Origin of the sequence: Actinoplanes sp. NPDC048796, assembly GCF_040650035.1 — a bacterium.
Classification (GTDB): domain Bacteria; phylum Actinomycetota; class Actinomycetes; order Mycobacteriales; family Micromonosporaceae; genus Actinoplanes.
The window spans coordinates 353,293-374,682 of sequence record NZ_JBEZGO010000008.1 but is presented as its reverse complement, the minus strand read 5'-3'; the positions used below and the strand labels follow the sequence as shown (position 1 = coordinate 374,682).

Genomic DNA, 21,390 nt, shown 5'->3' with positions numbered 1-21,390 from the left:
GCTACATCCGTCCCGGCAGCGTGGCCAGCGCCGCCGACCGTTGCCGCACCAGATCGTCGTACGTGCCGTCGCGCTCGGCCCACCGGTGTGTGAGCACGCCCTTCACCAGGACCTCGTGCGGGGTCGGGCTCTGGCCGAGCTGCTCCAGGACCTCGTCGAGGAACGGCTCCAGATCGAGCGCGTGCGGGTTCAGCCGCTTCGCCTCGGGCACAGTGGCGACCGCCGGCGGAACGAGCTCGGCCACCTCGACGCCGGTGCCGTCGAGCTGCGCCCGAAGCGCCTCGGAGTAGGCGTGCACACCGGCCTTGGACGCGGCATAGGTGGGCATGAGCGGAAACGGCAGAAAACCGATCCCCGACGTCACGGTGACGAAGGCCCCGGCTCCGCGCCCGATCAGATGCGGGGTGAAGGCGTCGACGACCCGGATCGTGCCGAGCAGGTTCGTCTCGACGATGGCACGGGCGGTATCAAAGTGCGCGGGGTCCCGCAGATCCTCGGTCGCCATGAGCCCGGCCGAGACGACGACCAGGTCAAGCCCGGGGTGGCTGGCCAGCACAGCATCGCGGGCCCGCAGAACCGACTCGGCGTCGGTGATGTCGATCGTCACATCCGCGTCCTTACGGGCGGCGGTGACAACGGTGCTGCCGGCGGCGGCGAGGCGCCGCGCCAGCCCGGCCCCGATGCCCGTACTGCCACCAACGATGAGAGCGGTCCGATTCATGATGTCCATGGAGCCAATCTCCGTCCGGACGGCCACCCCAGTAAGGGCCCCACCGATCCTGGGACCGGCAGGACCACTTTTACGCGGCATCACCGACGTACGGCGCAAGGCCCGACGCGTGGCTCAGAATCGCGCTGGTCCTCGATACGCGACTTCGCCCGCCTCGGTAGCGGATCACCTTATAGGTGTCCGCGAAGGAGCGGGCATCACCTCAACGACGAGGAGGCACCCCGTGTACTCACGCGAATGCTTCTGCCTCCGCGACGCTGATGCTGCTTCCACAGCCGCCTATTTCGCCGGTCAGGAATAGCCTCTGATTGGCATGATCCTTCCTTTGATTTCGATCTTCGGGGTGCGAGATAATGCTTTATGGCACAGCTGGAGTTTTTCTCGAGGTCACTAGTTTCTACTATGCGGGATCGGACTAGGGCGCGGAATTACTCGCCGTCCCAAGCTGGTTTTCGGCGGGATCAAGCGGAGCGTCGGCGGTGGGGCCTCAAACGGCGCCATGCGTTGAAGTTGTGTCAGTTACATGGTTGTTCGCGGGCGTGCGGGGAGGTGGGCCTGCATGATCCGGTCGAGCGCATACCTCCGCTGATCTGGGACGACGAGGCCCCTGGCCCGCCGGCGCCGACCGGCGAGGCACCCTACGACCACGCCCAGTGGCCAGGTCCATGCGGCCCGGCTGACCGAGTGACGCCTGCTCGCCAGCTCGAAGGCCCAGCGCAAGCCGCGCCCGCGCGATCCACGAGGAAGACGTCCCACGCCAACCCGACGCCCCAGGCCGAACCGGTGACCAGGCCCGAGCCTATTGCCGAGCCCAAGCCTGATCCGGCAACCGAGGCGGAACCCGTAGCCGAGGCCGAACTGATGCCCAGGTCCGATCCGGTGACCGAGCCTGGACGCAAGCCCGAGCTGGCAGCCGAGCCCAAGCCCCAACCTGGACCCGAGCCGACAGCCGAGCCGACAGCCGAGGCCGAGCCGACAGCCGAGGCCGAGCCGACAGCCGAGGCCGAGCCGACAGCCGAGGCCGAGCCGACAGCCGAGGCCGAGCCGACAGCCGAGCCGACAGCTGGGGCCGAGCCGGTAGCCGAGGCATTGACCCAGACCGAGCCAGTGGCCAGCGAAAGCTCGACGATCGACGCCCAACCAACGGCCCAGACCGAGCCGGTGGTCGGAGCCGAGGCGCTGGCGGAGATCGAGGCGTTGGTCGAGACGGCCGCCAGCGCCAAGGCGGGGGTCAAGACAGAGGCGACAGCCGATGCCAAGGCGGAGGTCGAGGCCGAGACGGCCGCCAGCGCCGAAGTGAAGGCCGAGGCCGAGACGGCCGCCAGCGTCCAAGAGAAGGCCGTGACGGAGGCGACGGCCAGCACCCAGGAGAAGGCCGTGACGGAGGCGACGGCCAGCGCCCAGGCGGAGGTCGAGGTCGTAACGCGGGCTGAGGCGGCGGCGGTTCGGGGCGAAGCCGAGACTGTCTTGCCAGGCTTCTCAGCGGCCGGTGATGACGATCGAGCGCTGGCTATGACAGTGCCGTTCGCCGCTTACTTGTTCTCGCCGTGGCGGTGGCTTGTGGGAATGTCGCGCAACAATGGTATTACGGATCGATCGTCGGCTGCGGCGCGAATATGGCGATATCCGTGCCGCGCGTTATGCAGGTTGCGCCATACGAAGACATTCTCGAGTAACGAGCCAAGGGAGCCGCGCCCGAATACACAATAGCTAATCCGGTTGGCGCTGGGCAATGGCGGCGCTTGGTGGCATCGGGTAGGGCGATAGGAAGTCGCGCGGAGGCATGGATTGGCCACTGTCTCGAAGCAAGGCGCGCGTAGAGGGACTCACCGTCGGGATGGCCGGGCGGCGCGCGTGCTGCAAGGTGGCTCCGGTTGGGAAGCGAGGGCGTAGACGCCGACCGGGTGAGGGGCCCAGGCCCAGCTCAGCGGGTAGTTCGGTTGGGCGCGCTCCCACGTTTCCGGTGTACGCTCCGGCACGGACTAGGGGGAAGACGTGCCGGGTGAAGTGATGTTGCGTGGGCGCCGGCGCGAGCAGGAGACGCTCGACCGGCTGGTGCGTGACGTCCGTGCGGGGCAGAGCCGGGTGCTGGTTCTTCGGGGTGAGGCCGGGGCCGGCAAGACCGCGCTGCTGGATCACCTGGCTGAGCACGCTGATGGCTGCCGGGTGGTGCGGGCGGCGGGGGTCGAGCTGGAAAGTGAGATCGCCTACGCCTCGCTTCAGCAGCTCTGCGCGCCGCTGCTCGGGTACCTCGACGCCGTGCCGGAGCCGCAGCGGGATGCTTTGTCTGTCGCGTTCGGGCTCCGCGGCGGCAACCCGCCTGAGGCGCTGGTGCTTGGGCTGGCCGTTCTGCATCTGCTCGCTGAGGCGGCGGCCGAGCGGGCGCTGGTCTGTGTGGTCGACGACGCGCAGTGGGTCGACCGGATGTCGGCGACCATTCTCGCCTTCGCGGCTCGGCGGCTTGAGGCCGAGTCGGTGGCGCTGGTCTTCGCCGTACGGACCCCCGCCGATGACCAGACGCTGCGCGGGCTGCCCGAGCTGAGGGTCGACGGGCTGGCCGACGCCGACGCCCGGGCGCTGCTCGACTCGGTGCTTCCCGGTCCCGTCGACGACCGGGTGCGCGACCGGATCGTCGCCGAGACCCGCGGCAATCCCCTCGCCCTGCTCGAACTGCCTCGGGGGCTCACCCCGGCCGAGCTGGCGTTCGGCTTCGGCGGGCGGGGCAGTGCCCCGCTGGCCGGGCGGGTCGAGGAGGGCTTCCAGCGGCGTATCGCGGCCCTGCCCGCCGACAGCCGCCGGCTGCTGCTCACCGCCGCCGTCGAGCCGGTCGGGAACGTACCGCTGCTCTGGCAGGCCCTGGAACGTCTCGGCATCGGGCCCGAGGCCGCGGCCGCCGCCGAGTCGGCCGACCTGATCGAGGTGGGCGCGCGCCTGCGGTTCCGGCATCCGCTGGTCCGCTCGGCCGCCTGGCGGTCCGGGCACGCGGCCGAACTGCGCGAGGTGCACCGGGTGCTGGCCGAGGTCACCGACCCCGAGCAGGACCCGGACCGGCGGGCCTGGCATCGCGCGCACGCCACCCTCGGCTTCGACGACGAGGTGGCGGCCGAGCTGGAACGTTCGGCCGAACGGGCGCTGGCCCGGGGCGGCCGGTCGGCCGGCGCCGCCTTCCTGGAACGCGCGGCCGAGCTCACCCCCGACCCCGGCCGCCGGGCCGACCTGCTGCTGCGGGCCGCCCGGTCCCGGGCCGACGCCGGCTCCCCCGAGCTCGTGCCGGCGCTGCTGGCCACCGCCGAGCTGGCCCCGCTGACCCCGTTGCAGCAGGCCCGTGTCGAGCGGCTGCGGGCCCGCGTCTCCTTCCTCACCAATCCGGGCGTGTCCAGCGTGCATCCGCTGCTGGCGGCCGCCCGCAAGCTGGAGAAACTGGACGCGGACGGGGCCCGCGAGACCTACCTGATGGCGATCGGCGCGGCCATGTACTCGGGACGTCTCGGCGGGGCCGGCGACCTGCGCCTGGCGGCCGAGTCGGCACGCGGCCTGCCGCCCAGCCACAGCTTCGCGGGCCGGTTCCTGGCCGCGCTCACCACCTGGGCGGTGTCCGGGCACGCGGCGGCCGCGCCGGAACTCGTACAGGCGCTGGAATCGATGAACGACCGTGAGGACCTCGGATTGTTGTGGCTGGCCGCGCCGGCCGCGCACGAGGTGTTCCGGATCGACCTCGCGCGGCGGCGGGCCGAGCAGGCCATCACCTTCGCCCGGCGGATCGGCGCCCTGTCGATGCTGCCGACGGCGCTGAGTTTCCGGGCCGGCAACCTGATCATGCTGGGGCGGTTCTCGGACGCCTCGGGCCTGCTCGACGAGTGCGCGGCCGCCGCGGCGGCGACCACCATCCCGACGATCCCGTCGGCCGCGCTCACGCTGGCCGCCTACCGGGGCCGCGAGCGGGAGGCGGCCGAACTGTTCGAGCGGACCCGGGCCGACGCGCGGGCGCGGGGTCAGGGCCGGCTGATCGGCCTGACCGCGTACGCCGAAGCCGTCCTGCGCAATGGTCTCGGCCAGTACGCGGCGGCGCTGGCGGCGGCCCGTGAGGGCGTGTCCTATCCGGACCCGGCCGTCTACCAGTGGACGCTGGGCGAGCTGGTCGAGGCGGCGGTCCGGGCCGGTCAGCCCGCCGTCGCCGCCGAGGCCCGCGAGCGGCTGGCCGTGCGGACCGCGGCCGTCGGCAACGACTGGGCGCTGGGGGTTCAGGCGCTGGCCGACGCGCTTCTGGAGCCCTCCGACGAGCTTTTCCGCGAGGCCGTCGCGCGTCACGGCGCAGCCGCGATGCCGGTGCCGCAGATGAGGGCCCGATTGCTGTACGGCGAGTGGCTGCGCCGCGACAACCGGCGCGCCGAAGCGCGGGTCGAGCTGCGGGCCGCCCACGAGGCGTTCACCACCATGGGCGCCGAGGCCTTCGCCGAGCGGGCCGGCCGCGAGCTGACGGCGACCGGTGAGACCGTGCGCGCCCGCACCCCCGGCGCGCCGGCCGACCTGACCGCCCAGGAGGGCCAGATCGCCCGTCTGGCGGTGGCCGGCCGGACCAACGCCGAGATCGCCGCCGCGTTGTTCCTGAGCCCGCGCACCGTCGAATGGCACCTGCGCAAGGTTTTCACCAAGCTCGGCATCGGCTCACGCCGCGAGCTGGCCGGGGCCTTGGGCGATCACTGACCCGGGATCAGCGCGGCGATCGCCGCGGGGTCGGCCAGGTGCGGGAAGTGGCTGCCCGGCATCACGGTCACCGCGACCGACGGCAGGGCGGCGGTGAGCCAGCCCAGGTAGGGCAGGGGCGGCTCGCCGGCGGTCACCCAGCGGTAGCCGACCTCCCGTTCGCGCAGGGCGGCCAGGTCGGTCTGGCGCTCGGCCCGGATCGCCTCGTCGGTGTGGTGCAGGAGCTCGTCCCAGTAGCCGAGCAGCAGGTCGGGCCGCGGATCGGTGTCGTTCTCGACGATTTTCCGGGCCTCCGGCGGCAGGGTGCCGATCGCCATGCCGGCCAGCATCCGGTCCCAGAACTGGCGCCAGTCGGGACCGCGCAACAGCGGCTCGGCCTGGCGGACGGTGGCCCCGAACGGGCCGGGCAGCAGCGGCTGGTCGAGGTTGATGACGGCCCGGGCCGGGTAGAGCGCCGCGTACTTGGTGGCGATGATCCCGCCGATGGAGTGTCCGATGAGGACCGGTTCGGTCAGGCCGGCCGCGGTGACCTGGTCGTGGATGATCCCGGCGACCTCGGCCATCCGGTACGTGTCGCGGCGCGGGGCGTCGCCGTGGCCGGGCAGATCCGGGGCGAGCACCGGCCGGCCGGCCGGGAGCACCCGGCGCAGCGGGTCCCAGTGCCGCTTGTCGAAGGTCAGGCCGTGCAACAGAACGAGCGACATGGAGTCGTCCTCTCAGGGTGTGGTGAGCAGTTCGCGGATGAGGCTCTCGGTCTCGTCGTAGCCGCCCTCGCCGACCGCGATGTGCCGGACCTGGCCCATGGCGTCGACCAGGAAGAGCGAGGGCCAGGCCTGGACCCCGTACGCCTGCCAGGTCTGGTAGTCGTTGTCGACGGCGACCGGGTACTCGATGCCGTACCTGCCGACGGCCTTCCGAATTCCGGAGTATTCGTGCTCGAAGCTGTACTCGGGGGTGTGCACGCCGATCACCTCGAGGCCCTGGGCGTGGTATTTGGCGTACCAGTCCTCGATATGCGGGATGACGTGCCGGCAGTTGACGCAGTCGAAGGTCCAGAAGTCGACCAGCGCGACCTTGCCGCGCAGCTGGGCCAGCGTGACCGGGTCGCCGACCCAGTTCGTGATGCCGGTCAGGGCGGGCGCGGGCCCGCAGTCCTGGGCCCGGTCCGAGGGCGCGGTGGAGAGCGCCTGGCTGACGCACGCGGCCAGCACCGGCGGGGCGTCCGAGCCGGTCGGCACGTTCGCCGGGAGCAGACGCTGGATCTCGTGGTTGACGGCGGTCCCGTAGTCGGGCAGGTTCACGTTGAAGGTCAGCCCCAGGGCGAGCAGCACCACGGCTACGCCCGAGGCGACCCGGATGGCCCGCTGGCGGCGGCGGAACGCGGCCACCCGGACGGTGACGGCCCGCCCGGCCAACGCGAAGATCATCAGCGTGACGCCGGTGCCGACGCCGAAGCCCACGGCCAGCGCCACCGTCCCGGCCCCGACCCGGCCGGTGGCGCCGGCGACCGTGATGGCGGCCAGGACCGGGCCGGCGCAGGGGACGTAGACGGTGCCCAGCACCAGCCCGAGCACGAAGCCGCCGCGGTCGCGGCCCACCCGGCCCCGCGGCAGCCGGGCGAACGGCGCCTCCAGGATCGCCGCGAACCGCGGCACGATCAGCCCGGCGCCGAGCAGCAGGAGGGCCGCCAGCCCGGCCCAGCGGATCGCCCCGGGCGGAATGGGCAGGGCGGCCAGCAGCACCGCTCCCAGCAGCGTGAGCAGGCTGAAGCTCGTCACCAGCCCGGCCACCACCGGGTAGGGCCGGCGGTTCTGATCCGCGCCGGACAGGAAGATCACCGGGAGTACCGGCAGAATGCACGGCGACAGGGCGGTGATCACCCCGCCGACCAGGCCGATCAGTACGAGAGCGACATCCACACCCACCTACGACGCGCTTCGGCCGTCCGATCTCACGGCTGTGACCCGCGTTATAGGCGCCCCGATTCCTCAGCCGCCTCACAGCGCACCCGGACAACGCTCGGGCCGTGTCAATCGGGGAACTTGTCGTCGTGCTGGGCTCGGTCGCTCTCGTGGTGAGCCGCTGGCTGCCGTCCGCCGCCCGCCGTCCCACCGCCGTCGCGGCGGTCGTCGTGGTACTGGCCGGCGTCGCGGTCGGCCTGCCGGAAATACGCTGGCCGGTGATGTTGGTGCTGGCCGCCGACCTCCTGGCCGCGGCGGTGTGGCTGCTCCGCCGGCGCCGGTGGCCGGCCGTGTCCGCGTCCGTGGCGTGTCTCGCCCTCATCGCCGCGGGTGGTGGCGCGGCCTGGGCGCTGCCCGTGCCGGAGTTCCCGGAGCCGTCCGGGCCGGCCGCGGTCGGCACCTCGGTCATGCAGTGGGCCGACCCGGCCCGCGACCAGCGCCCCGTGGTCGTCCAGCTCTGGTACCCGGCGCAGGCGGTCAGCCCCGGCGCGCCGCGCGCGCAGTACCTCGGCCGCACCCGGCGGGAGGCGAAGACCGTGGCCGCCGCCGAGGCCGCCTACCTCGGAGCGCCCGCCTTCGTGCTGGACGGGCCGACCCGGGCCCACAGCCACGCGGTGGTCGACGCGACCCCGGCCGCCGGCCGCTTTCCGGTCGTGCTGTTCTCTCCCGGCCTCGGCGGCGTCCGCACCCAGAACACCGCCTGGGCCGAGGATCTGGCCAGCCGCGGCTACCTGGTGGCGGGGGTCGACCACCCGTACGACTCGGCCGCCGTCATCCTGGCCGACGGCCGCACCCTGCGCACCCGGGTCACCGCCGACGGCGACCGCGCCGCCTGGGTCGCGGCGCGGGCCGCCGACCTCCGCTTCGTCCTCACCCGGCTCGGTGGTGTCGGCCCGGCCGACACCACCCGGGCCGCCGCGACCGGGCACTCCATCGGCGGGGCGGCCGCCATGCGCGCCGCCGAGCAGGACCCCCGGTTCACCGCCGTCGTCAACCTCGACGGCGGTCCCGACCCGGACCAGGGCCCGCTGCGCCAGCCGGTGCTCGCCCTCACCCACGAGCTCAAGGACCGGGCCGACACCGACTACGTCGCACTCCTGTCGAAGATCCTCGGAGGCGGCTCCGCGACCAGCTACCGGCTCACCGTGCCCGGCAGCGCCCACCTCACCTTCACCGACGCCCCGCTTTTCCTGCCGCCCGTCCCGTCCCTGGCCGGCTCCCTCGGCCGTACCGCAAGCGTGCGAATGACCGTCGAGACCACCGCCGCGTTCCTCGACACCACGCTGCGCGGCAGCACGGCCGACCTGCCGGCCGCCCTGTCCCGCCACGGTGAGCTCCACACGATGCCGGCGGGTTAGGGCATGGGGGTCATGTGCTCGACGTCGAGGCGCAGGTCGATCAGGAGCGGGCCGCGGCGGTCGGCGATCACCTTGGCCACGTGGTCGAGGTCGTCGCCGTCGTGGACCGTGAAGCCCTCGCCGCCCGCGGCCGTGGCGACCGCGGCCAGGTCGGGCCAGGCGAACAGCGACAGCGACGGGTCCAGGCCGCGGCGGGTGAACTGGATGTGTTCGGCGCCGTAGCCGCCGTCGTCGCAGACCACCACGATCAGGTCCTGCCCCTCGCGGACGGCGGTGGCGAACTCGGCCACGCCGCCGTGCATGAAGCCGCCGTCGCCGGTGACCATCACCACCGTACGGGTGGGCTCGGCCGCTGCGGCGCCGATGGCCGTGCCCATGCCGAGCCCGATCGAGCCGAAGTTCGCCGGGAGCACGAAGTGGCCGGGGTCGGTGTGCAGGTAGCGCAGCGACTCCATCATGAAACGGCCGCCGTCGCTGACCACCAGGCGCCGGGCCGGCAGCACCTCGTCGAGGCGGCGCAGCGCGGTCGGCGCGTCGACGGTGCCGGGCGCGGTCCGCGGGCTCTCCCCCGGCTCGTCCTGGGCCGCGAGGGCGGCCGCCATCTCGGGCGTCCGGAACGCCCGCGCCGGCGTACCGCGCAAGTCCACAGCGTCGACCAGGGCGTTCGCCACCGCGCCGGCGTCTCCGACGAGGATCGACCCGGCCTCGGCCGGTACCGCCTCGGGCCGGGTGTCCACCGCGATCACCTTGCCGCCGGCCAGCAGGGAGCCACGGCGGGTGGTGTACGAGTTGAGCCCCGCGCCCAGGCTGACGACCAGGTCGGCCGAGTCGATGATGTCCCGGGTGGCCGGGCCGCCGAGGCTGCCCGCGATGCCCAGCGCGAACGGCTCGCCCCGGAACAGGTCACGCGCCTTGAGCGTGGTCGCCACCGGCGCTCCGATCCGCTCGGCCAGCCGCAGCACGGCGTCGCGGGCGTTCATCGCACCCCGCCCGGCCAGCACCACCGGGCGTTTCGCGGCCGCGATCCGGGCGGCCGCCCCGGCCACCGCGACCGGGTCGGGGAACGCCCGCTGCTCCTGGGGCAGGCGCAGCGGCACGTCGCGGTACTCGACGTCGGCCAGCATGAAGTCCGACGGCACGTTGAGCACCACCGGGCGGCGTTCCAGGATCGCCCGGCGCAACGCGACGGCCAGGTCGTCCAGGGTGCTCTCCGGCGTGCGGGCCTGCTCGAACCCGGCGCCGGTGGGCAGGACCACGTCGCGCTGGGCGATGTCCTGGATGTTGCCGCGGCTTCCGGTGGCCGTGTCGCCGGCGATCAGCAGCATCGGGGCCCGGCCCCGGACGCCCTCGACCAGCCCGGTCAGGGTGTTCGTCAGCGCCGGTCCGTGGGTGACGGTGACGACGCCGGGCCGGCCGGTCAGGTCGGCGTATCCGAAGCCCATGACAGTGGCGCCCGCTTCGTGGGCGGCGCCGATGTACTTCCCGTCGTACTCGTGCACGAAGCTGTGCACGAGGAACAGGTTCGCGTCGCCGATCAGGCCGAACATGGTGTCGACCTGGTGGGCGGCGAGGGCGCGTGCGAGCGCGGCGTGCAACTTCATCTCGAAACTTCCCTTCTCACCGTCCTTCCCGACGGATAAGCACCTTTCGTGTTCAAGATCCGTCCTGTGTCGAGTCTCATGCAATGCAACCTCGGCCACACACCCCAGCCGTCACATGAGGCAGGCTCGTACGGCGGAAAGGGGACGAACATGTACCGATGGGTGATCGCGGGGTTGCTGTGCGCCTCCGTGGCGGCGTGCGGAACCTCGAACCCTCCCGTCGAGGCGACCGTGCACACCCCACAGGCCCCGGCCCCGGCCCCGGCCACCGCGGCGCCGCCGTCGCGGCAGAAACTCGTCACCTACCCGGCCCACGGGGCCGCGAAGTGGTTCGTGGCGGCCGGGCAGGAGACGCCGGCCGCGGGCACGGGCGGGCGGCTGCTGCGCTATCGGGTCGCGGTCGAGACCGACATCCACAACCTGTCCACGCCGGCCTTCGCCGAGGCGGTCACCGCCATCCTGTCCGACAGGCGCAGCTGGGTGGGCGGCGGCACGCTACGGCTGCGACGGGTCGGTCCCGGCCAGCCGTACGACTTCACGATCTTCCTGGCCACGCCGGACACCCGTGACCGGCTGTGCGGCGACATCGCCGACGGCTACACGTCGTGCCGCAACGACGACGCCGTGGTGCTCAACGTCGCCCGCTGGGTCAAGGGCGTGCCCGGCTACGCGGCCGGCCTGGGCGTCTACCGGCAGTACATGGTGAACCACGAGGTCGGCCACCGCCTCGGGCACGGCCACGAGCTCTGCCCGGGGCCCGGCAAGCCGGCGCCGGTGATGCAGCAGCAGACCCTGGGCATGCACGGCTGCCGGCCCAACGCGTGGCCCTACCCGTCGGGGAGCAAGCTCTACCACGGGCCGTCCGGGCAGTACGACGACCAGCCGCCCCACCGCGACGAGGGCCGGCTGTCCTAGCCGGATTCAGCGGCCCGGGTAGCGTTCGGTGACCTCCTGCAGGAGGAAGCCGTTGCCGTCCGGGTCGCTGAACGAGGCGAACGAGCCGTACGACGCCCGGCCCGGGTAGAGCCCCGGCACCCGCTTGTCGGTGCCGGCGTGGTGGAACACGCCGTCCTCGTCGTGGAAGATCTCACTGACCTCGACGCCCCGGCCGAGCAGCTCGGCCCGGGCCTCTTCGATGTCCCGCACGGTCAGGTGGATGTTCTCCACAGTGCCCGGTGCGGCCGTGCCGATGCCGATGCCGACCGCTATCGAGCAGGGTGAGCCGGGCGGCGTGAAGTGCACGACCCGGAAGTCCTCCCCGTCGATGTAGTCGAGGTCCTCGCGGAATCCGATGCGCTTGAAGAACGCCTTGGACCGGTCGACGTCGGTCACCGGCAGAACGATCAGCTCGAGCTGGTAGTCCACCATCGTGCACTCCCCTTGGTGTGGAATCGGATCCCACGATCCCGCGCCGGGCGCTCCGATCGCCCCAGGGTGACACCCTGGGTGTCCCCCGTAAGTCACCGGTCACCGAGCGCCCGGGCGAGCTCCCGTCGCGAGGTGATGCCGAGCTTGGTGAAGATCTTCCGCAGGTGCCATTCGACGGTGCGCGGGCTCAGGAACAGCACGGCGCCGATCTCCGGGTTGGTCCGCCCGGCCACGGCCAGCCGCGCGATCTGCGACTCCTGGCCGGTCAGCGAGTCCGGGGCGGCGCCCGCGGTACGGGAGCGGACCGTCTCGCCGGTCGCGGTCAGCTCGCGGCCGGCGCGTTCGGCGAGGGCGACCGCGCCCATGGTGGTGAAGGCCTCGTGGGCGGCCCGCAGCTGGACGCGGGCGTCGGTGCGGCGGTTCTCGCGGCGCAGCCACTCGCCGTACAGCAACCGCACCCGGGCCACCGCGAGGCCGAGCCGCGACGCCGGCAGAAGCCGCAGCGCCTCGCGGAACTGTTCCTCGTCCTGATCGGCCAGCGCGCCGGCCAGGGCCAGCTCGCCGCGGGCCCACGCCGTCGGATTAGCCTCGGTCAGCTCGGCGATGCGATCGCGGGTCGCGGCGGCCGTCGCCGCGTCACCGGAGCGGGCGGCCGCCTCGACGAGCTCGTTGAGCACCCAGCGGTGAATGCCGAAGTCGGGATGCTCCAGCGAGGCCTGGGCGGCCGCCACCGCGGCCTGGTAGCGGCCGTGCTGATTGTGCAGCAGCGCCCGGTGGTACAGGACGTGGCCGACGACGCGGCCCTCACCCCGCTCGGCGGCGGCCTCGGCGGTCGCGTCGAGCAGGGCAAGCGCCTCGTCCTCGGTCTCGCGGTAGACCACCAGCGACAGTTCGGCGCCCGGCGGCGCGTACATCCCGGTCGCCTGATGGAACGCCCGGGCCTCGTCGACCAGCACCGACGCGTCGGCGAAGCGCCCGGCCTGCAGCAGCGCCCCGGCCCGGAAGGTCAGCGCCGCGGGCCGGCCGGAGAGGGCGGCGACGCCGTCGCGGACGAGCTTGACGGCGCGTTCGGTGAGCCGGTGGAAGGCCTCGTCGTCGCGGGCCTCGTGCAGCGCCGGCACGGCCATCCAGAGCGAGGCCAGGTCCTCGTCGTGGACGAACGCGGCGACCGCGCGGGCGATCAGCGGGATGGCCGGGACCGGGCCGTCGAGGGCCCAGCTGGTCATGCCGGTCAGCAGCAGCCCGGCGGCGCTGTCGTCGGCCGGCACCGTGCGGGCCTCGGCCGCGACCCGGCGCAGGTCGTCACCGCCGAGCCGGCCGGCGTGCACGGCCGCGCCCGACGCGGCGAAGTAGGTGCGGCTCGCGGCCGCCGGGTCGAGGTCGACGAGCCGGCGGGCCGCGCCCAGCAGCGGCTCGACGGCCGCGCGGCCCGGGTTGAGCGCGAACGCCAGCTGCGAGCGCAGGACCTCCACGTCGGCCCGCTGAAGCGGGTCGAGCGGGCCCAGCTCGGCCGCGGCCAGCAATTCCGGGACTTCGGCGGGGGCGCCGGCCGCGAACTGGGCCCAGGCCGCGGCCAGGGCCCGGCCGGCGCGCGGTTTCGGGTCGGGGGTCAGCTGGGCCGCCCGCTCCAGGAAGGCCGCGGCCGCCGACCGGCCGCCCCGGGCGAGGGCCCGGCCGGCCGACTCCTCCAGCTCGGCCGCGACCTGTTCGTCGGGGCCGACCGCGGCGTGCGCGCGGTGCCAGGCCCGCCGGTCGGGCTCCTGGGCCGGGTCGGTCACCTCGGCCAGCGCGGCGTGCACCCGCCGCAGGCCGGCCAGCGGCGCCGACCGCCAGGCGGCCGAGCGGACCAGGGGATGCCGGAAGCGCACCCGGGTGCCGATCTCGACCAGGCCGGCGGTCTCGGCCGGGCCGGCCGCGTCCACGCCGACGCCGAGCCGGTCGAGGGCCCGCCACAGCAGCGGCACGTCGCCGATCGGCTCGACCGCGGCCGCCAGCAGAACCGTGCGGGTGTCCTCCGGCAGCGCCGCGATGCGCCGTTCGAAACCGGCCTGGACGCGATTGGCCAGCGGCGCCGTGCCGGGGGCCCCGAAGCCGAAGGCCAGCTCGGCCGCGCTCATCCCGCGGGGCAGCTCCAGCAGGGCCAGCGGGTTGCCGCGGGTCTCGGCCACGATCCGGTCGCGGACCCGGGCGTCGACCCGGCTCGGCAGGACCGAGTCGAGCAGGGCCCGCGCGTCCGCGTCGGGCAGACCCTCCACGCGCATCTCCGGCAGCCCGCCGAGGAGCCGTTCGTCGCCGGGGCTGCGGGCGCCGAAGACCAGCGCCACCGACTCGGCGTCGAGCCGGCGGGCCACGAAGGTCAGGATCACCTCGGACATCCGGTCGAGCCACTGCACGTCGTCGACCACGCACAGCAGCGGCTGATCGGCGCCGGCCTCGGCGAACAGCCCGAGCACGGCCAGCCCGACGATCAGCGCGTCCGGCGGGTCGCCGGCGGCCAGCCCGAAGCCGGTCTCCAAGGCCTGGCGTTGCGGTTCGGGCAACCGGTCCAGGTAGGTCAGCAGCGGCGCGCAGAGCTGCTGGAGCCCCGAGTAGGCGATCTCGGTCTCCGGCTCGACCCCGGCCGTGCGGGCGACCCGCTCACCCGTCGCCGTCTCGGCCAGGTAGTCGAGCAGGGCCGTCTTTCCGGTGCCGGCCTCGCCCCGCAACACCAGCACGCGGCTGCGCTCGGACCGGACGTCGCGCAGCAGCCGGTCGAGTTCCTCCTGTTCGTGGCGCCGCCCGCGCAGAAGCGTCTCCATCTCAGATACCCAGGGCGTTGAACAGGTTGAGCCAGATCTCGCTGCGGGTCGGGAAGGCGGGGATCGCGTGCCGCAGCCGCCGGACCGGCACCTCGCCGACGATCGCGATGGTGGCCGCCTGGAGGAAGTCGGCCACCGCGGCGCCGGTGATGGTCACACCGACCAGCACGTCGCGGCCGGTGTCGATGACGAACCGGCTGGTGCCGCCCGCGCCGCCGGAGAACCGGCCGCCCGCGTTGCCGTCGGTCTCCACGTCGACCACTCGGACTGTGAGGCCGGCCTGTTCCGCCGCCCTCGCCGTATAGCCGACCGCGGCCACCTGGGGCTCGGTGAAGATGACCCGGGGCGAGTTCGGGCCGTCGGCCAGGTGCTCGGTGACGATGCTCCGGCCCAGGATCTCGCCGGCGGCGATGCCGGCCTGGTCCTTGGCCATGTGCGTGAACAGGGCCTTGCCGTTCAGGTCGCCGATCGCATACAGCCAGTCGTGCCCGGGCACCCGCATGCGCTCGTCGACCTCGATGTAGCCGTCCGTCTCCAGGCCCAGGTCGCGCGTCTGCGGCGTCCGCCCGGTCGCCACCAGAACCTCGTCGGCCCGCACCGAGCCGCCGTCGCTGAGGCCGACAGTCACGCCGCCGTCGTCACGGCGTACGGAAATCGCCATGGCTTTCTCATGGATCTCCACACCCTGTTTCCGCAGGTACGCCGCGACCTGCTCCCCCGCGAAGGGCTCCTCCCGGGGCAGCAGGCCGTGGTCGCCGACGATCACCGTGACCCGCGAGCCCAGCGAGGAGTACGCCTGGCTCAGCTCGGCCCCGACCACACCGCCCCCGATGACGATCAGCGAGGCGGGAACCGTCCCCGCCGTCGTCGCCTCCCGGTTGGTCCACGGCCGCGCCTGCGCCAGGCCCTCGATGTCCGGCAGCGCCGCGCGCGTGCCACCGGCCAGGATGACGGCCCGCCGGGCCTCGATGATCTCGTCGCCGACCGCGACCCGCTTCTGCCCCGCGAGCCTCCCCCAGCCCCGGATGAGCGTGATGCCACGCTCGGTGAGCCAGGGCACCTGGTAGCCGTCGTCGAGGTGGCCGATGAGCTCGTCCCGGTTGGCCAGCACGGCCGGCACGTCGAGCGGACCGGCGACCACACCAGCCGTCGTCCGTGCCTCGGCCAGCAGCTCCCCCGGCCGCAGCAGCGCCTTCGACGGGATGCAGGCGTAGAACGAGCACTCCCCGCCGACCTTGTCGCCCTCCACGATCGCCACACTCAGACCGGCCTCGGCCAGCTTCCCGGCGGCCACCTCGCCGCCGGGACCCGCACCGACCACCACCACGTCGAAACTTCGCATACCCCGATCTTCGTACACCGGGGCACCCGGCAGGCCCCCGTGGCCAACCCTGGTACTCCGGGACCAGGGTTCGCCTACTCGTCCCAGGTGCGGCCGGGATGCCGGGTGGTGACCTCCTGCACGAAGAAGAGGTTCCCGTCGGGGTCGGCGAAGGAGAACCAGGAGCTGTACGACTTGCGCTCCGGATGCGCCCCCGGAAGGCGGTCGCCGGTGCCCGCGTGGTGGAAGACACCACCCTTGTCGTGGAACACGTCGCTCACCTCGACCCCCTTGCCGGCCAGCTCGTCGCGGGCCTCGTAGATGTCGGACGTGACCAGCGTGATGCTCTGCGCGGTGCCCGGCTTCTCCTGGGTGACGGCGTTGCCCAGCATGATCGACGCCGCCGACCGGGGCGGGGTGAAGGCGACCAGCCGCAGGCCGTCGGCCCCGGTGTAGTCGGTGTCCTGACGCCAGCCCAGGCCGGCGAAGAACTCCTTGGACACCTCGACGTCGGCGACGGGCAGGACCACGACCTCGATCTTGAAATCAGCCATGACCCCAGCGTCGCCGCCGTCCTACTGGTCCCGCCCCGGTCGCGGTCCCTGGCTCGGCCACTGGCCCTCTTCTCCCCCGCGTGGTCGGCGAGCGGACGGAGCGAGAGAATGGCGGCGACAGGTGACGCCGGGCCGGACGTCGTGTTCGACGGTGTCGACGCCGAGAGCGGAAATCGGTTGACCGGGGTCGCATGCTGGCGGCATGGACGACAGACGAGAGCGGGCCCGGGCCTACCGCCGTCATCACGGCGGCGCCGTCGACGGCCTGTTGATGCTGGCCGTGGCGGCGCACCCGCCGGCCCGGTGGCCGGCCGGGGTCGAGGTCGACGTGGTGGACCACGCCTCGCCGCCGGCCCTCATCCGGGAGAACCTCGACGTCAACGAGCAGGGGTTCGATCCGATGGCGGCGCCGGTCGGCGACGAGCAGGCCGAGGCGTTCCGGTACGAGCTGGAAGGCGCCCGCGCGGTGACCGTGCGGGCCGGCGGGCGGCCGGTCGCGGCCGGGATGGTGCTGCCCGTCTGTGCCGGGGTCACCGAGGTCGCCGGTGTGGCCACCCTGGAGCCGTACCGCCGGCGTGGCTACGGGCGGATCGCCACCGAGGCCCTGCTCGCGGCCGCCGCCGGGCTCGGCGCCGACCTGGTGGTGCTCAGCACCGGCGAGCCGGTCGCGCGGCGGCTCTACGAACGGCTCGGATTCACCGCCGTCGAGTGACCCTCGTTCACCACGTACGCGCCCGTGGCCGGCTCGCCGGCGGCCGGGCTCAGGGTCATCGCGACGACGCCGCCGGGCAGCGCACGCGCGGTGGTGGCGAACGTCGAGGGTGCCGACCCGGCCGGGACCAGTAGCCACCGAGCAGGCCGTAGCTCGTACGGCCGAAAAGAAAGGCCCCGGCCTCGCGGAACCACCCCTCGACGACCTCGCTGGTGTGCGCCGAGGCGAACGGGACGACCCACCCGCCGCGGTCGAAGCCGTCCGAACGGTCCTCGTCCGGGTTTCCCGGTCCTTGCATGACGCCGTCGAGGCTGACGAAGACGTTGACGCTGAGCAGCACGAGATCCTCCGGATGGCTGACGTGGCGATCGGAGGCTAGTGAAGGGGTGAGCCTGGTGGAAGTGTACGAAGCGGTGAGCAGCCGCCGGACGGTGCGGGCGTTCAGCGATCGGCCGGTGCCCCGCGAGGTGCTCGAACGGGTGCTGGCCGCGGCGGCGCGGGCGCCGTCGAGCGGAAACCTTCAACCCTGGCACCTGTACGTGGTGACCGGCGCTCCCCTGGCCGAGCTGAAGCGGCGGGCGACGGCGCGGGCACTGGCGCGGGATCCGGGTGACGAGCGGGAGTACCCGATGTACCCGGCGGAGCTGGTGCCGCCGTACCTGGATCGTTTCTCCGCCGCCGCCACGCAGCGCTACGCCGCACTCGGCATCGACCGCGACGACCCGGACCGGCCCATGCGGATCGCCGCCCTGAACACGGGCGCGTTCGGTGCCCCGGCCGTCCTGTTCTGTTACCTCGACCGGAGCATGGGGCCCGGCCAGTGGGCCGACGCGGGGATGTACCTGCAGACGGTCATGCTGCTGCTCCGGGCGGAAGGCTTGCACAGCTGCCCTCAGGTGATGTGGACCATGTACCGCCGGACCGTCAGCGAGGCGGTCGGGGCCGGCGACGACCGGGTGCTGCTCTGCGGCGTCTCGGTGGGTTACGAGCGGGCGGGCGCGCCGGCGGTGCGCACCGGCCGGGCGGACCTGGCCGAGACGGTCACCTTCATCGAGGCGTGACGCGGGTGTCGACCGGGGTGCCGAGCTCGACCGTACGCGAGACGGTGCAGAGCCGGTCGTGCGACATCTTCGCGGCGCGGGGCAGGGCTTCGCGCGCCGCGTCGCCGGCGGCACCCTCGGGGAACGCCACGTCCAGCTCGATGGCCAGGTCGACCAGGCGGTTGGCGCCCCGCTCGTCGCGGAACTTCTCGCCGCTCACCTCGACGGTGAAGCTGTCCGGCTCGGCCCGCTTGCTGGTGATGTAGTCGACGTCGGCGCCCGTGCAGCCGCCGAGCGCGGCGAGCAGCAACTCCACCGGAGTGAAGTCGGCGCCGTCCCCGGTGCCGATGGTGATCGTGCCTCCGCGCGCGTTGCGCACCTCGTACCGGCCCAGGCTCGTGCGCCGCAGGGTCACCGAACGCAGGTTCTCATCCGCCATGCCGGCAAACCTATCCCAGGCTGATCACATGCCACGCGGGTGCCGTGTTCTAGCCTTTCGCTCGATGACTGACATGCATACCGACAAGGCCTGGGCCAGATTGGCACCGGCCGACGGCCTCGACCGGCGACTGGCCCTCGCCTGGCTTTTCGGGCTCGGATTCAACCGCTCGGCGCCCGAAGACGTGCTTCTCGGCCTGTTGGACGCCGGCGAGACCAGCCTTCTTCACCGGCAGGACGTTCCGGCCGGGGTCCTGGACGCCGCGATCGTCCACGACGCGGCGCAGGTGCGGGCCGCCGCCGCGGAGTCCGCCCATCTTTCGGCTGAGCAGTGGGACAGACTCGTCGCCGGCACGCCGGATCCGCGCCAGCGAGACATGTTCGCGGAGCTGGCGGCCGAACAACTGGCCGCTCGGCGGCGCTCCCGCGGTGGCCGGGGCGTCGGCCTCGCCCCGCACCCTGACGCCGCACCACCCGCGACGCCGCGGGAGATCGAGGCGATGGCGGCCGAGGTCCCCGACATCGACCCCGCTGACGTCACGACCGCGCTCTGGTGGATCGGCGCCCTCCACGGGAACGCGGAGGCCATGCGCCAGCTCGCCGCCTCGCCGAAACTGCTGGTCCGGCGCAGCGTCGCCCGGGCGCCCCGGCTGCCCGCCGATGTGGTGGCGGCGCTCTCCCGCGACGAGGACCGCATCGTGCGGCTCTTCCTCGCCGAGTCGTGCGACGACGCTCCGCCGGACATGCTCCTGGAGGTGGCCGCGTGGTGGGAGGGAAGCCTGTCTTTTCCCGGCCGGCCGCACACCCATCCCCGCTTCCCGCGGGACGGGCTGCTGCGCTACGCGGACGATCCGAACCCCCGGATGCGGATCCTCGCCCTCGCCGACCCGGCCTCCACCAGCGCGGTCGTGGAGGAGTTCAGCCACGACCCCGACCCGATCGTGCGCCGGGCCGCGGCCGCTGACCACCGTCTCTCGCCGGGGTCACTGCGCAGGCTCGCCGCCGACACCGATCAGCGGGTCCGCCTGCGCGCCTGGCTCAACCCGTCGCTGTCGGCCGGCACCCTGGTGACGCTGCTGCTCAACGCGGGCAGCGCCAAACACGCCGCCCGCAATCCCGGCATCCCGGTCCCCGTCCTGCGCCAGATGGTCACCACCGCGAGGCTGTCACGGCAATAGCAGCGACCCACGCTGCTGGACGGCGCGGGCGCCCACCTCGACGGCGGCGGTGACCGCGTCCGGGAGGGGGCGGTTGCGGGTCAGGGCGAGGGTGAGGGCGGCCAGGAAGGCGTCGCCCGCGCCGCTCGTGTCGACGGCCCGGACGTGGGGTGCGCTCACCGTGCCGGTTCCGGTGCTTCGGCCGTACGCGGCGCCGCGCGGGCCGGCGGTGACGACGACGGCCGGGATGCCCAGGTCGAGCAGGCCGTCCACGGCCTCGGCGGCGTCCACGCGGGTCGTGTCCAGGACGGCCGCCGCCTCGTGCTCGTTGACCACGTACAGGTCCAGGGTCGCCAGGAAGGCGCGGTCGAGGCCGGGGCCGGGGACGAGGTTGCCGATCAGCAGCGGCGGCCGGGGCAGCGCCCGTACCGCCGCGGCGGGGATGTCGAGCTGGGTGACCACGGTCTCGGCGCGGATCCCGGCCGCGTCCGCCGCGGTCGGGTCGGTCTCCGGTGAACGGGCGAACGTCACGTACGACTCGCCGTCCGGGGTCACCTCGATGATGGCGGCGCCGGTCGGCGTGGCGGGCAGCAGGCGGAAACCCGTACCGTCCACCCCGAACCCGGCCAGGGTGCGGGCCAGCATGCGGCCCCAGTCGTCGTCGCCGGCGTTCGCCACCAGGGCCGCCCGGCCGCCCAGCCGGGCCACCGCGCAGGCCTGGTTGAACGCCTTGCCGCCGGGGGTCACGGCCAGCGGCGAGCCGAACGCGGTGCGGCCCACCGACGCCCGGTGCGGGACCCGGACGGTCAGGTCGGCGTTGGCGCGGCCGAGGACCGCTATCTGTTCCGTCATGGCCTTCCCTCGGAGAGCTCGATGTAGCGCTTGCGCAACCCGGCGGCCTCCGGGCCGGTCAGCGCCAGGGTGTCATGGCCGACGCCGAGCGACGCCGGCAGGATCCAGGTGAGCAACCGCTGACCGCAGGCCTCAGCGATGCGCCGGGGCACGGTGACGGCGGCCACCGGGTCGACCACGCCGTCGGTCTCGCTGATCGCGACCGCGATCGAGCGCAGGCGGGTGCGCCGCGGCGGATCGGGCAGGCGGTGCACGATCGTCAGGTAGCGCGTGACCGCGGCCAGCGAATAGCCGCGCGACGTGATGCGGTCGGGCAGCAGTCCACGCCCGTACAGGAAAGTGAGAGGCCGGACCGCCCAGGCCGGCACGGACGAGGGGCCGAAGAACGGCGAGAGCAGCAGCAGACGGCGGACGGTGTCGCCGCGGTTCTGAGCCAGCCAGGCGGCCAGGACCGCGCCGCCGGAGATGCCGGCCACTGTCACCTCCTCACCCAGGCCGGCCACGACGTCAAGGGCTTGCGAGGCGTACGCCACGAGGGAAGCGGCTGTGACGCGATGATGCGCCAGCGGGTCGGTCGTGCCGTGGAACGGCGCGCGCGGCACCCAGACGTTGTAGCCGCGCTCGAAGTAGTCGCGGGCGAGGTCGTCGTACTGGCCGGGGCCGAGGGTGTAGCCGTGCAGCAGCAGGACGGCGCGGGGGGTGCGGCGGCCGTGGCTCAGCAGGCGGCTACGCGCCCCGGGCCGCACGGTCGCGTCGAGAAGCTCCATATCTCCCTACGAACGGACCCGGCGGCGCG

The 21,390-nt window shown here is 73.4% G+C and carries 19 protein-coding genes; 7 read left to right on the top strand and 12 right to left on the bottom strand.

The annotated features are described in order from the left end of the window. Position 1: 1 nt before the first annotated feature. Positions 2–730, bottom strand: coding sequence for an SDR family NAD(P)-dependent oxidoreductase (locus AB0C26_RS31070; protein ID WP_360254695.1), 729 nt, complete (start codon positions 728–730; stop codon positions 2–4). Positions 731–1,513: 783 nt separating this feature from the next. Between AB0C26_RS31070 and AB0C26_RS31065 the strand changes: the two genes are divergently transcribed. Together AB0C26_RS31065 and AB0C26_RS31060 are read left to right on the top strand one after the other, a co-directional pair. Beyond that, positions 1,514–2,440, top strand: coding sequence for a hypothetical protein (locus AB0C26_RS31065; protein ID WP_360254693.1), 927 nt, complete (start codon positions 1,514–1,516; stop codon positions 2,438–2,440). A gap of 285 nt (positions 2,441–2,725) precedes the next feature. Next, on the top strand, positions 2,726–5,434 hold the full coding sequence (locus AB0C26_RS31060) for an AAA family ATPase (RefSeq protein ID WP_360254691.1): 2,709 nt from the start codon (positions 2,726–2,728) through the stop codon (positions 5,432–5,434). Here the strand turns inward: AB0C26_RS31060 and AB0C26_RS31055 are convergent. Both AB0C26_RS31055 and AB0C26_RS31050 read right to left on the bottom strand, forming a co-directional pair. Continuing rightward, complete coding sequence (locus AB0C26_RS31055; protein WP_360254689.1) at positions 5,428–6,138, bottom strand: alpha/beta fold hydrolase; 711 nt, start codon at positions 6,136–6,138, stop codon at positions 5,428–5,430. The two genes, AB0C26_RS31060 and AB0C26_RS31055, sit on opposite strands and share 7 nt — an antisense overlap. A 12-nt stretch (positions 6,139–6,150) precedes the next feature. Beyond that, complete coding sequence (locus AB0C26_RS31050) at positions 6,151–7,353, bottom strand: cytochrome c biogenesis protein/redoxin (RefSeq protein WP_360254687.1); 1,203 nt, start codon at positions 7,351–7,353, stop codon at positions 6,151–6,153. 107 nt (positions 7,354–7,460) lie between these two features. On the opposite strand from AB0C26_RS31050, the gene AB0C26_RS31045 reads away from it, so the two are divergent. Further along, a complete protein-coding gene (locus AB0C26_RS31045) occupies positions 7,461–8,753 on the top strand; it encodes a hypothetical protein (protein ID WP_360254685.1) in 1,293 nt (430 codons plus the stop codon). Here the strand turns inward: AB0C26_RS31045 and AB0C26_RS31040 are convergent. Next, positions 8,750–10,354: a thiamine pyrophosphate-binding protein gene (locus tag AB0C26_RS31040; protein ID WP_360254683.1), complete on the bottom strand. Its 1,605-nt coding sequence runs from the start codon at positions 10,352–10,354 to the stop codon at positions 8,750–8,752. The two genes, AB0C26_RS31045 and AB0C26_RS31040, sit on opposite strands and share 4 nt — an antisense overlap. Before the next feature lie 150 nt (positions 10,355–10,504). On the opposite strand from AB0C26_RS31040, the gene AB0C26_RS31035 reads away from it, so the two are divergent. Further along, positions 10,505–11,269, top strand: coding sequence for a DUF3152 domain-containing protein (locus tag AB0C26_RS31035; protein WP_360254681.1), 765 nt, complete (start codon positions 10,505–10,507; stop codon positions 11,267–11,269). A gap of 6 nt (positions 11,270–11,275) precedes the next feature. Here the strand turns inward: AB0C26_RS31035 and AB0C26_RS31030 are convergent, their stop codons facing one another. The 4 genes from AB0C26_RS31030 to AB0C26_RS31015 all read right to left on the bottom strand — a co-directional run bounded on the left by AB0C26_RS31030 (position 11,276) and on the right by AB0C26_RS31015 (position 16,395). Next, the gene (locus AB0C26_RS31030; protein WP_360254679.1) at positions 11,276–11,722 is read right to left on the bottom strand and encodes a VOC family protein; all 447 of its coding nucleotides are present in this window, start codon (positions 11,720–11,722) and stop codon (positions 11,276–11,278) included. A gap of 92 nt (positions 11,723–11,814) precedes the next feature. Beyond that, on the bottom strand, positions 11,815–14,520 hold the full coding sequence (locus AB0C26_RS31025; RefSeq protein ID WP_360254677.1) for an AAA family ATPase: 2,706 nt from the start codon (positions 14,518–14,520) through the stop codon (positions 11,815–11,817). Between the two features lies 1 nt (position 14,521). After that, a complete protein-coding gene (locus tag AB0C26_RS31020; RefSeq protein WP_360254675.1) occupies positions 14,522–15,862 on the bottom strand; it encodes an NAD(P)/FAD-dependent oxidoreductase in 1,341 nt (446 codons plus the stop codon). Positions 15,863–15,936: 74 nt separating this feature from the next. Continuing rightward, positions 15,937–16,395, bottom strand: coding sequence for a VOC family protein (locus AB0C26_RS31015; RefSeq protein ID WP_360254673.1), 459 nt, complete (start codon positions 16,393–16,395; stop codon positions 15,937–15,939). A 202-nt stretch (positions 16,396–16,597) separates the two neighbouring features. On the opposite strand from AB0C26_RS31015, the gene AB0C26_RS31010 reads away from it, so the two are divergent. After that, positions 16,598–17,107: a GNAT family N-acetyltransferase gene (locus AB0C26_RS31010; RefSeq protein WP_360254671.1), complete on the top strand. Its 510-nt coding sequence runs from the start codon at positions 16,598–16,600 to the stop codon at positions 17,105–17,107. Positions 17,108–17,162: 55 nt separating this feature from the next. Here AB0C26_RS31010 and AB0C26_RS31005 read toward each other — a convergent pair whose 3' ends face one another. After that, complete coding sequence (locus AB0C26_RS31005; protein ID WP_360254669.1) at positions 17,163–17,447, bottom strand: hypothetical protein; 285 nt, start codon at positions 17,445–17,447, stop codon at positions 17,163–17,165. A 55-nt stretch (positions 17,448–17,502) separates the two neighbouring features. Here AB0C26_RS31005 and AB0C26_RS31000 point away from each other — a divergent pair, with 55 nt between their 5' ends. After that, positions 17,503–18,168: a nitroreductase gene (locus AB0C26_RS31000; protein WP_360254667.1), complete on the top strand. Its 666-nt coding sequence runs from the start codon at positions 17,503–17,505 to the stop codon at positions 18,166–18,168. On the opposite strand, the gene AB0C26_RS30995 is transcribed toward AB0C26_RS31000, so the two are convergent. Further along, positions 18,155–18,586, bottom strand: coding sequence for an OsmC family protein (locus AB0C26_RS30995; RefSeq protein ID WP_360254665.1), 432 nt, complete (start codon positions 18,584–18,586; stop codon positions 18,155–18,157). The genes AB0C26_RS31000 and AB0C26_RS30995 overlap by 14 nt on opposite strands. A gap of 64 nt (positions 18,587–18,650) precedes the next feature. On the opposite strand from AB0C26_RS30995, the gene AB0C26_RS30990 reads away from it, so the two are divergent. Then, complete coding sequence (locus tag AB0C26_RS30990) at positions 18,651–19,763, top strand: hypothetical protein (protein WP_360254663.1); 1,113 nt, start codon at positions 18,651–18,653, stop codon at positions 19,761–19,763. Here AB0C26_RS30990 and AB0C26_RS30985 read toward each other — a convergent pair. Both AB0C26_RS30985 and AB0C26_RS30980 read right to left on the bottom strand, forming a co-directional pair. Then, on the bottom strand, positions 19,752–20,594 hold the full coding sequence (locus AB0C26_RS30985) for a PfkB family carbohydrate kinase (RefSeq protein WP_360254662.1): 843 nt from the start codon (positions 20,592–20,594) through the stop codon (positions 19,752–19,754). The genes AB0C26_RS30990 and AB0C26_RS30985 overlap by 12 nt on opposite strands. Next, complete coding sequence (locus tag AB0C26_RS30980) at positions 20,591–21,361, bottom strand: alpha/beta fold hydrolase (RefSeq protein ID WP_360254660.1); 771 nt, start codon at positions 21,359–21,361, stop codon at positions 20,591–20,593. The genes AB0C26_RS30985 and AB0C26_RS30980 overlap by 4 nt, the downstream gene beginning before the upstream one ends. Positions 21,362–21,390: the final 29 nt, after the last annotated feature.